9 protein-coding genes are annotated in these 10,375 nt (G+C 72.8%); 6 read left to right on the forward strand and 3 right to left on the reverse strand.

The window, feature by feature from the left end:
* Positions 1 to 91: 91 nt before the first annotated feature.
* The 5 genes from DEIPH_RS07345 to DEIPH_RS07365 are packed head-to-tail and all read left to right on the forward strand — an operon-like array spanning position 92 to position 6,337.
* On the forward strand, positions 92 to 1,654 hold the full coding sequence (locus tag DEIPH_RS07345) for a sensor domain-containing diguanylate cyclase (protein WP_034356174.1): 1,563 nt from the start codon (positions 92 to 94) through the stop codon (positions 1,652 to 1,654).
* Between the two features lie 20 nt (positions 1,655 to 1,674).
* Complete coding sequence (locus tag DEIPH_RS07350) at positions 1,675 to 2,118, forward strand: VOC family protein (protein WP_051517228.1); 444 nt, start codon at positions 1,675 to 1,677, stop codon at positions 2,116 to 2,118.
* Between the two features lie 56 nt (positions 2,119 to 2,174).
* On the forward strand, positions 2,175 to 2,495 hold the full coding sequence (locus DEIPH_RS07355) for a VanZ family protein (protein ID WP_081790835.1): 321 nt from the start codon (positions 2,175 to 2,177) through the stop codon (positions 2,493 to 2,495).
* A 9-nt stretch (positions 2,496 to 2,504) separates the two neighbouring features.
* Positions 2,505 to 3,455, forward strand: coding sequence for an AAA family ATPase (locus DEIPH_RS07360; RefSeq protein ID WP_034356179.1), 951 nt, complete (start codon positions 2,505 to 2,507; stop codon positions 3,453 to 3,455).
* A gap of 8 nt (positions 3,456 to 3,463) precedes the next feature.
* Complete coding sequence (locus tag DEIPH_RS07365; RefSeq protein WP_051517229.1) at positions 3,464 to 6,337, forward strand: transglutaminaseTgpA domain-containing protein; 2,874 nt, start codon at positions 3,464 to 3,466, stop codon at positions 6,335 to 6,337.
* A gap of 188 nt (positions 6,338 to 6,525) precedes the next feature.
* Here DEIPH_RS07365 and DEIPH_RS07370 read toward each other — a convergent pair whose 3' ends face one another.
* On the reverse strand, positions 6,526 to 8,010 hold the full coding sequence (locus DEIPH_RS07370) for an ATP cone domain-containing protein (RefSeq protein ID WP_034356182.1): 1,485 nt from the start codon (positions 8,008 to 8,010) through the stop codon (positions 6,526 to 6,528).
* A gap of 69 nt (positions 8,011 to 8,079) precedes the next feature.
* A complete protein-coding gene (locus DEIPH_RS07375; protein WP_034356190.1) occupies positions 8,080 to 8,703 on the reverse strand; it encodes a TetR/AcrR family transcriptional regulator in 624 nt (207 codons plus the stop codon).
* A gap of 152 nt (positions 8,704 to 8,855) precedes the next feature.
* On the opposite strand from DEIPH_RS07375, the gene DEIPH_RS07380 reads away from it, so the two are divergent.
* The gene (locus tag DEIPH_RS07380) at positions 8,856 to 9,203 is read left to right on the forward strand and encodes a hypothetical protein (RefSeq protein WP_034356196.1); all 348 of its coding nucleotides are present in this window, start codon (positions 8,856 to 8,858) and stop codon (positions 9,201 to 9,203) included.
* A gap of 85 nt (positions 9,204 to 9,288) precedes the next feature.
* Here the strand turns inward: DEIPH_RS07380 and DEIPH_RS07385 are convergent, their stop codons facing one another.
* Positions 9,289 to 10,152 carry a manganese catalase family protein gene (locus tag DEIPH_RS07385; protein WP_034356200.1) on the reverse strand — a complete coding sequence of 288 codons (864 nt, stop codon included), beginning with the start codon at positions 10,150 to 10,152 and terminating at the stop codon, positions 9,289 to 9,291.
* Between the last annotated feature and the right edge of the window lie 223 nt (positions 10,153 to 10,375).

Here is a 10,375-nt window from a genome sequence, read left to right on the forward strand (position 1 = left end):
CAGCGCGACTTCACGTTCCATTTCGTTGTTCTAAAGCTCCGGTGAGGGGCGGTCATTTCGGCGTGGAAGGGCTTCCGCTAGCCTGTGGGGTGTGTGTGCCGCCCCCCTGCCCCCCGATGAACCTGAACGTCTGGCCGCCCTGGCCCGCTACGACGTGCTCGGTACGCCACCCGAGGAGGCGTTCGACCGCATCACGCGCCTGACCGCGCAGGTGCTGGGGGTCCCGGTCGCGGCCGTCAACTTCCTGACGCTGGAGCGGCAGTGGTCCAAGGCCTGCGTCGGTGAGCTGCCCGGTGAGCTTCCGCTTGCCGACTCCCTGTGCCGCTGGACCGTCCTGGGGCCGGAGGTGCTGGTGGTGCCCGATGCCCGCCAGGACCCACGGTTCAGGGAAAATCCCTTCGTGCGTGCCGGGCAGATCGTGCTGTATGCGGGCGCGCCGCTGATCACGCCCGAGGGCGTCCGTATCGGCACCCTGTGCGTGACCGACGACCGGGTGCGGCCTTTCGGGCCGGAACAGGCCGAGACGCTGCGCCTGCTGGCCGGACTGGTCATGGATGAGCTGGAACTGCGGCGGCGCACGCAGGAGCTGACCCGGGCACGCGACCATGCCCGCACGCTGCGCGACCTGGCCGAGCTGATGAACGAACCTTTGGGGCCGGAGGAGATGGCGCGGTTGGGCCTGGGCCTGCTGCACGAACGGATGCGGCTGGACTGGTCGGCCCTGCTGCACCTCACCCCGCGGGGTCCGGCGGTGCTGAGCGCGCATGCCGGAGAAGGCCACGACGCCTTCGGGGAGGTCCTGCTGGAACGCCTGGTCGTGAAAGGCAGCCCGCTGTGGACGGCGCTGACCACCCACGGGCGCGTGTTTCTCGACGGTGATCTGGCCCTGGCGGGAGAGGCTAGCTTCCCGCACCTGCTGGAAGCCGGTCTGCGCAGCGTGGCCTGGCTGCACCTGCAAGTCGGAGGGGCGCGGGAGGACCGGGGCGGGGAGCCTTACGTGCTGGTGCTGGCCCGCCTGGGTCAGGCGGCAGCCTGGACCCCCGAGGAGCGCGCGCTTCTGGAGGCGGCGGCCCGCAGCGTGGGCGTGGCCCTGGAACGCGTGGAGCACGTGTGGTCGCTGGAGCGGGCCGCGCGGACCGACGCGCTGACCGGCCTGAGCAACCGCCGCGCGCTGGACGAGGCCCTCGACGAGGCCGACCGCCGCGTGGCCGCGACGGGGCTGGGCTACGTGCTGGGCGTGGTGGACCTCGACGGCATGAAGCGGGTGAACGACGAGCGCGGGCACGCGAGCGGTGACGACCTGCTGCGCGAGTTCGCCGGGCGGCTCGTGGCCCCCGGGATCAGCGCCTACCGGCTGGGCGGCGATGAATATGCCCTGCTGCACCTCCAGCCCGAGTTTCCGGAGGTGGAGGCCCCCGGAGCGGAGGAGTTCCCGGAGGCGGCGGCGCAGGCCCTGGTGACCCTGGTGGCCGCCGCAGAACACGCCGTGCGGGTCAGGGGATACCCCGCCGGGGCCTCGCTGGGCGTGGCGACCGTGCCGGAGGATGCCCCGGACGCGACCGACGCCCTGCGCACCGCCGACGCGCGGATGTACGCCCGCAAACGCGAGCGCCGCGCTGCCCGCCCCACCGCCGACGCCCGCCCGCTCCCCTGAGACCCGCTACCCTGGGACCCATGACGCTGCTGCTCGATCACGTCGCCATCGCCACACCCGACCTCGATCTGGGGGCCGCCCCGTACACGGCGCTGGGCCTGACCCCCGAGGGACCCGACGAGGAGGTCGCCGGACAGGGGGTGCGGGTCCGGGCCTTTGTGGTGGGCGAGACCCTGATCGAACTGCTCGCCCCGACCCGCCCCGACAGTCCCGTCGCGGGCTTTCTGGAGCGCCGGGGGCCGGGCCTGCACCACACCGCCTACCGGGTGGAGAACCTGGAGGCCGAGATGGAGCGGCTGCGCGGCCTGGGCGCCCGCTTTCTCTCCGAGACGCCCTCGCCGGGCCGGGCCGGGACGCGGGTGGCCTTTTTGCATCCCAAGTGGGGCGCGGGCACCCTGATCGAACTGGTGGAACATCCCGCCGGGCCGCACGCTGCGGGGGCACACGGAAAGGCCGAGCATTGACCCGCCCCCAGCCTCCTCTCGCCCAGCCCCTCTGGTGGCTGCCCGCCCTCGCCGTGATGGGGGCGATCTGGTGGCTGAGTTCCTCGTCCGACACGCCCGGCCCGCCGCTGGTGCATCCGCTGGACTGGGCCGCGCACTTCACGGCGTATCTGGCGCTGGGCTACAGCCTGGGGCGGGCGACCGGGCGCTGGGGGCTGGCCCTGGTCCTGGCCGTGTGGTTCGGCGCGCTCGACGAGGTGCATCAGGCGTTCGTGCCGGGCCGTGACGCGGGCGTGACCGACTGGCTGTTCGACCTGGCGGGGTCGTGGCTGGGCACCCGGCTCGCCACGCGCCGCCCGCCGCCCGGTGTCGCAGTTCTGTCAGACCCGCCCCGCTAGGCTGCGCGCGTGACCCGTGCCGTCCCCACCGTCTTCCAGCCCGCCGGGAGTGCCGAGCCGGTGCGGCGTGCCCTGGAGCAACTCGACCGGGTGATTCTCGGCAAGCCGGGGCAGGTGCGGCTGGCGGTGGCCTGCCTGCTGGCGCGGGGGCACCTCCTGATCGAGGACCAGCCCGGCGTCGGCAAGACCACGCTGGCGCACGCGCTGGCCCGCACGCTGGGCCTGGGCTTCCGGCGGGTGCAGTTCACCAGCGACCTGCTGCCCGCCGACCTGCTGGGCGTGAGCATCTGGGACGCGGGGGCCGGGGTCTTCCGCTACCATCCCGGCCCGATCTTCTCCGAGGTGCTGCTGGCCGACGAGATCAACCGTGCCACGCCCAGGACCCAGGGCGCGCTGCTGGAGGCGATGGAGGAACGCACGGTCAGCGAGGGCGGCGTGACCCGGCCCCTCCCCGATCCCTTCTTCGTGATCGCCACCCAGAACCCCGCCGCGTTCGTGGGCACGTCGCCCCTGCCCGAAGCGCAGCTCGACCGCTTCCTGCTGACCGTCACGCTGGGCTATCCCGACCCCCGCGCCGAGCGTACCCTGCTGGAAACGGGCGGGCGGGGAGGGGCCGTGCGCGACCTGCCCGCCGTGCTGGATGCCCAGGCGTTGCTCGCCGCCCAGCGCGAGGTGGACGCCGTTCACGCCGCGCCCGCCCTGCTGGACTACCTGCAACTGCTGGCCCGCGCCAGCCGCGAGCATCCGGCCCTGGTGGCGGGCCTGAGTCCCCGCGCGCTGCTGGCACTGCTGGCCGCCGCCCGCGCCTGGGCCTTCCTGGCGGGGCGCAGCATGGCGCTGCCGGAGGACGTGCAGGCCGTGTTTCCGGCCCTCGCCGCGCACCGCCTGCCCCTCCGCGACCCTGGCGCGCGCATCGGGGACGTGACGGCCCGGATTCTGGCTGAGACGCCGATTCCCTGACCGGGAGCATGCCCCAGCCTGTGCGCCCTCCCCCCGGCACCCTCACCCGTCTGCACCCTACCCGCCTGCGCCCCACTCGTCTGGGCCTGGCCTTTCTGGGACTGACCGTGGTGACGCTGGTGGGCTGCATCAACTACGCCCTGAGCCTGGGCTACGCGGTCACGTTCCTGCTGGGCGGCGTGTGGGTCGTGACGGCGGCGCACGCGACCCGCGCCGGGCGGGCGGTGTCGGCCACGCTGGCGGCCCCGGCGGAGGCGGTCGCGGGAACGGACGCCGCGTTCGTGGCGCGGGTGAGCAGCGCGGGTCCGGCCCTGACGGCGGCCCTGCGGGCGGAGGCCGGACGTGCCCCTGTCCAGACCATGCGGCATGTCCCGGCGGGGGAGACGGTGACCGTCACGCTGCCGGTGCCCGCGCCCCGTCGGGGGAAACTGGCCCTGACGCGCCTGCAAGTGGTGGCGCTGGACCCGCTGGGCCTGTGGGAAGCGCGGCGCGCCCTGCCGGTCCCCGAACCCCTCACCGTGTTTCCCGCGCCCGAAGTGAACGCGCCCCCACCCCCGGCCCGGACCGTTCCCGGCGCGGGGGAAGGCGCGGGCCGGACGCGCGGCGACGAGGAGTTCAGCGGTCTGCGCGCCTACCAGCCCGGCGACTCACCCCGGCAGGTGGCGTGGCGGCACGCGGCCCGCACCGGGGTCCTCCTGACGCGCGAGACGGACGCGCCCGCCGGGACAGTGCTGGCGCTCGACTGGGCGGACACCGCCCGCCTGCCCGACCCGGAAGCGCGCCTGTCCCGGCTGGCCGCCTGGGTGAACGCCGCCCGGCGCACAGGCACTCCCTTTTGCCTGACCCTCCCGGGCCGGACGTTGCCGATGGGGGGGGGAGAGGCGCACGCGCGGGCGGCCCTGGCGGCGCTGGCCGGGCACGCGCCGTTGCCCGCTGCGGCGGCTCCCGCCCGGAGGGCCACCCCGCCTGCCCCGTTGCCGGGGTCGGTGTTGCGGTTCACCCTGTTCGCGCTGGCCGTGGCCTTGGCCCCGGCGGCACTCCGGCAGCCGGTCTGGGTCACGCTGATGGTGGCCGGGGTGCTGGGGTACAGCGCCGCCCGCACCCTGCGCCCGCTGCCCGCCCCGCCCACCGTGCTGCTGGGCCTCGCGGCGGGCGTGACGGCGGCGCTGCTGTACGCCCGCTACGGCACGCTGCTGGGGCGCGACGCGGGCACGGCGCTGCTGGCCCTGCTGGTCGCCCTGAAAACCGCCGAGACGCGCACCCGCCGCGACGCCCGCTTGCTCGCCCTGCTCGGCCTGTTCGTGACGCTGACGCACTTTTTCTTCAGCCAGGGACCCCTGGCGGCGGCGCACGCGGCGCTGAGTGTCCTGCTGCTGCTGGCGGCCCTGGGCGGCTGGACTGATCCCCTGACTGGCCCGCCAACCGGGGCGCGTCCGCTGCGCGGCGCGGGCCTGCTGGCGCTCCAGGCCGCCCCGCTCGCCGCGCTGCTGTTCGTGCTGTTTCCGCGCCCGGACGGTCCCCTGTGGCAACTCCCGGTGCAGGACGCGGCCCGCACCGGCCTGGCCGATCAGATCAGCGCGGGCGACTTTGCCAGCCTGGCGCAGAGCCGGGCGGTCGCCTTCCGGGCGGACTTCGCGGGTGCCCTGCCCGCGCCCGCCGAGCGCTACTGGCGCGGCCCGGTCTATGAGGCGTATGACGGCGTGCGCTGGAATCAGGTGCGGGTGCGCGGCCCCGCGCCCAGCCTGGAGCTGTTCGGCCCCACCTTCACCTACACCCTCACCCTGGAGCCGAGCGGCAAGCCCTGGTTGCTGGCGCTCGACTCGCCTGCGGTTCTGCCGTCCGGGGCCTTCCTGACGAATGCTTTTCAGGCCGTCACCCCCCGTCCGGCGACGGGCCGCACCCGGTACGCCTTCCAGGGCCGTGCGGCGCGGCTGGGCCTGCGCGAAAGTGAGGAACGCCTGGCCTTCGACCAGCAACTTCCGGAGGGCGAGAGTCCGCGTGCCCGCGCGCTCGCCGCGTCCTGGCAAGGGCTGGCCCCGGAAGCGCGGGTGGAGGCGGCGCTGGCCTTCCTGCGCTCCGGGGGCTTCGCGTACACCCTCTCGCCGCCGGCCCTGCCCGAACGGGACCGGGTGGACGCTTTCCTGTTCGGCACCCGCCGGGGCTTTTGCGAGCACTACGCTTCGGCCTTCACGTTCCTGATGCGGGCGGCGGGGCTGCCCGCGCGGATCGTGGGCGGCTACCTGGGCGGCGAGGTGAACCCGGACGGCAGCTACCTGATCGTGCGCCAGCAGGACGCGCACGCCTGGACCGAGGTCTGGCTGCCGGGCCGGGGCTGGGTGCGGGTGGACCCCACCGCGAGCGTCGCGCCCGCCCGCGTGAATGCCGGGCTGCCCACCGCCCTCACCCGGCCTGCCGCGTCGGCCGCGCCCGCACCGACGCCCCTGCACCGCGCCGCCTTGCGCCTGGACGCCCTCCAGAACCGCTGGAACACCTGGGTTGCCGGGTACGACGGTTCACAGCAACGCGCCCTGCTCAGCCGCGCGGGGGTGGGCCGGATCGGTGGGGCCACCTATCTGGGGGTCGCCGGGGCACTGCTGGCGCTGGCGCTGCTGCCCGCCCTGCTGGCCGCCCGCCTGCGTCCCCGGTCTGCCGATCCCGCCGCCCGCGCCCTGCACGACCTCACCCGCCGCCTGCGCCTGCCCCGCGCACCGGGGGAGACGCCGACCGCCTACGCCCAGCGGGCGGCCCGCCAGTTCCCCGCGCAGGCCAGCGCCATCGCCGACGCCGTGCGCGCCTACCATGCGGCCCGCTACGCCCCCGACAGGCATGCGGAGGCGTTGCGCGAGCTGCGGGCGGCGGTGCGGCGGGTGCGGAGACGGTAAGACGGACTCCGATCGAACCATTTACGAAGTGATTCAGTCCGAGCGGGAGGAGCAGCGTCCTCATGTGCGTCTGTTCGCGACGACGCGAGAAGGAGAACAGACGGGTTCCGGGGGCTGGCTTTCCTTCCGGAAGTCAAGGAATCGGACGGAAGCCGTATAAGCGGGCCGCGTGGGCGGCGACCCAGCGCTCATTTCTGCTCCGGCTCTCCCGCTTCCCGCTCGCCTAGCAGTGCGGCGCGTTCGCCGGGGGTCAGGGCCGCCATTACCCGGCGCAGGACCACGTCCACAGCCTGATCGGCGCTCTCGTCGAGGGTCAGGCCGTCGAGCAGCGGCACGTCCTCGCGGGCGGCCAGCTCCTCCAGATAGTCCTGCATCATACGGATCTCGCGGAAATACCGCATGTAGCGGTGCAGCGGGCGGCTGGCAGCGGTCTCCTGGTCGCGCGACTCGAAATGGCGGCGGTGTTCGGTCTCGTCGGGCAGCGTGACCAGCATCGGCACGACCAGCGCGCCCGCGTAGTCGGCGGCCCGCAGGTAGCCGGGCACCAGGTGCGCCCCCTCCAGCACCAGGCTGGTGCCCTCCTCGATGGAGCGGCGCACCACCGCCCCCACCCCCACGTTGACCTGCTGCACCTGATCGCGGAAGCCCGCCAGCAGCTCGGGGCGCGTGGGCTGCTCGGGCCTCGGTTCGCCGGGCGGCAGCAGCGCTTCCCAGGCATTGAAGGTGCTGGCGTGCAGGCCCGGCACCAGTTCGGGCGACACCATCGCGCGCATCACCTGCCGGATCGCGTCGGTGCCGATCACCCGCGTGATGCCCAGGCGGTAGGCGACCTCGGCGGCCAGGTAGCTTTTGCCGGTGCCGCTCACGCCGCCCAGCAGCACCACCAGGGGCCGGGGCGGTCGGCGGATCACCCGCAAGAGGCGGTAGCGCGCGCTGATATCCGGGCCGACCTCGTCGCGCAGCAGGGCTTCGACCTTCTCGCGGATGGCCTGGCGGGTCACCAGCCGGTCCTCGCTGCCGCGCAGGTCGCGCTGGGTCACGCGGGCCACCTTGCGGGCCACGTCCGGCGCGACGCCCGCCGCCAGCAGCGACTGCACCAGCAGCCCCTTGCTGAAGGGCAGCGGCGTGCCGCCGTCCGCGCTCACCACGCCCAGCTTGCCCCGGTTGCGTTGCAGGAAGCGGTAGGTGAGGCGCTGGTGTTCGCCGTACCGCTCGGCCAGCGTCTGCTCGGTCAGCGCGTCCAGGTCCCGCACACTGAGTTCGCGCAGTCCTGCTTGCCGCATCCGCACGTCCACCGCGCTCGCGGTGCCGTAGGCGTCACGCGGCGACAGGCCGGTGTCCTCCAGCGTCCTGGCCAGCACCCCCCGGCTGAAGGGAAGGTTGCCCTTCTTGGCCGTCACCAGAATGTCGAAGAAGGCGGGCGTCTGCCGGGCCGCCGCGTCCGCCACCTCGTCGCCCGCCGCGTCCCGCGCGACCTGCACCATCAAGGCTTGAAGCTCGCCGGGACTGACCGGGGAGCGCCGGGCGTTCCGCAGCCCCTGCTCGACCCGCCGCGCCACCGCCGCCGCCACCGCGCCGCTCGCCCCCGCGTTCACCAGCGACTCGACCACCAGCCCCCGGCTGAAGGGCCAGTGGTGTCTCGGCGTGCCGACAGTGAGTTCAGGCTGCGTCATGGGGAAAAAGCCTTCCAGGGTCCGGCCTTCCGGGACGGGAAGCGGGGCCTTCTACGGGGGAGCGGGACTTCAGGGGGTGCGGGCGGGCGGCTCGCGGCGCAGCGCACCTTCCAGCAGCAGGTTCAGCGCCAATCTCGTTTCCTCCTGCAAGGTGCGCTCGGTGCCGTAGGCGCTCCAGCGCAGCGCGACCATCAGGTAAGTGTCCGCGATCAGGTTGCTGATGCGCTGAAGGCTCAGGTCGCCCCGGATCTGCCCGGCCTGGTGCAGCGGGCGCAGGATCAGTTCGATCACCTTGCTCAGCGGCAGCGCCTGATAGGCCGTGCGGGCGCGCTCGGGGTTGGGATTCATCACCTCGTAGGCCAGCGGGGGAAAGAGGTCCCGCTCGCGGCCATTTTCCTCGGCCAGCTCGTCCCAGATCTCGTACAGCACGGCCAGTGGCGGCACGCCCTCTTTCAGACGGGCCTCGGCCTTGTCGCGCAGGCGGTCCATCACCTCGCTGCCGTAGTCGAGCAGCACCGCTTCCTTGTAGGGGTAATAGTTGAAGAAGGTGCCGCGCGAGACGTTGCTGGCCCGCGCGATGTCGGTCGCGGTGGTCGCCTGGAAGCCGCCGCGCTTGAACAGGTCGAGCGCCACGCTGTAAATCCGCGCGCGGCGGCGTTCCTTCTGGCGCTCCCGGAGCGACGACGAATCCATGTTCCCCCAGATATAGCGCCTGGAGTCCAAAATTGCACCCCGTCAAACCCGCGAGGCGTGAGGACGGGCCGCGGTTCCGCCGGCGGGCATCTACAAAGCCGGGTTAGGGAAAAGGGTATCCCTGGCGGCCCGGCTTCCCTGATGCTGGTCCCATGAAACTGGTCACACCCCGCGTGCATGGGTTCATCGATTACGTCGCCTGCGCCGCGATGCTGGCCGCCCCCTCCCTGCTGAACCTGAAGGGCGGCGCCCGCACGGCCTCCTCCCTCTTCGTCGCCTCGTATCTGGGGGTCAGCGCCCTGACCGACTATCCCCCGGCCCTCAGGCGCCTGATTCCCTTCCCGGTGCATGGCCGGGTGGAACTCGCCAGCGTGCCCGCGCTGCTGCTGGTCGCGGCCTGTCAGAAAGGCACCCGCGAGCGGGCCTATTTCCTGGGGCTGGCGGGGACGGTGCTGACGGTCTATACCCTCACCGACTGGCAGGCCGACCCGGACGCCTGAGGGCGAACTTGCCAGCCGACAATGACCTGCACCCCGCCGTTCAGGGCTGGGTGCAGGTCAGGGAGCAAGTGGGAAGCCCGGAGCCTTAGCCTTTCTGGCGGCCGCCCTGCTGCGGGTCGTCCAGCATTTGCTGTGTCTCGGCGTAGGCCATCGGCATGGGCGGCGCGAGTTGCGGCTCCTGGCCGAAAGGCTGCGCGGGGCGAAGTTCGTACTCGCCCAGCCCGTCGAGCGAGGGGCCGTGGGTGAAGCGGCCCTCGGGGGCCGGCACGCCCTCGATGCCGGGGGCGAAGAAGACATAACTCACGTCGCGCAGTTCCTCCTCGACCGGGAAGGAGTTGGGGATCGGCAGCGTGCCCTGGTGACCGCCGAGTTCCTCGATCACGGCCAGCCACTGCTGCTGGTGCATGGTGTCGCGCGCGATCAGGAAGCGCAGCATGTCTTTCATGCCGGGGTCGTCGGTGAGTTCGAAGAGGCGGCAGGCCAGCGCGCGCCCGGTCGCCTCGGCGGTCACGTTGGCGTACATGTCGGCGGCGATGTTGCCGCTGGCATAGATGTGCGAGCCGTCGAAGGGCACGCCGTTGGCATCCGAGGCCAGGGCCGCCATGCCCGCCGAGAGGTACTGCCGGGGGTCCATGCCGCCCATCACGGCCTCGACCACCGGGTTGGCCTTGGCCGCGGCGTCCTTCATGTGGTCCGGCGCGCCCTCCAGGTTCAGGGCGACGGCCGTCGCGAGCATCTCGATGTGGGCGATCTCCTCGGTGCCGGTCGCCAGCAGCATGTTGCGGTACTTGGCCGGGCCGCGCGCCCCAAACGCCTGAAAGAGGTACTGGAGACACACCCGCATCTCGCCCTCGACGCCCCCGATGGCCTGCTGAAGCATTCGCGCAAAGCGGGGATCGGGTGTCTGGACGCGGACCGGGTACTGCAACTTACCGTCGTAATAGAACATAGAGTCCCCCTCCTGGCTCCCGGAAACCGGGTGGTCAGCTGGGGCCTATTCGAACAGGTGGGACGGCCACGGGCGTGAGTTTCCTGTGGCTGCCCCGCCCGGAACTGCTCATGAATCCGCCTTCATGGGCGGGAGGACCGGGCACCACGCCCGGGCACGTTACGGCTCGAAGCTGTCCTGGAAGGCGTAGCGGTCGCCGCGCACCCAGTAGTTCACGTAGGAC

Source organism: Deinococcus phoenicis (assembly GCF_000599865.1).
In the GTDB taxonomy this organism is placed as follows: domain Bacteria; phylum Deinococcota; class Deinococci; order Deinococcales; family Deinococcaceae; genus Deinococcus; species Deinococcus phoenicis.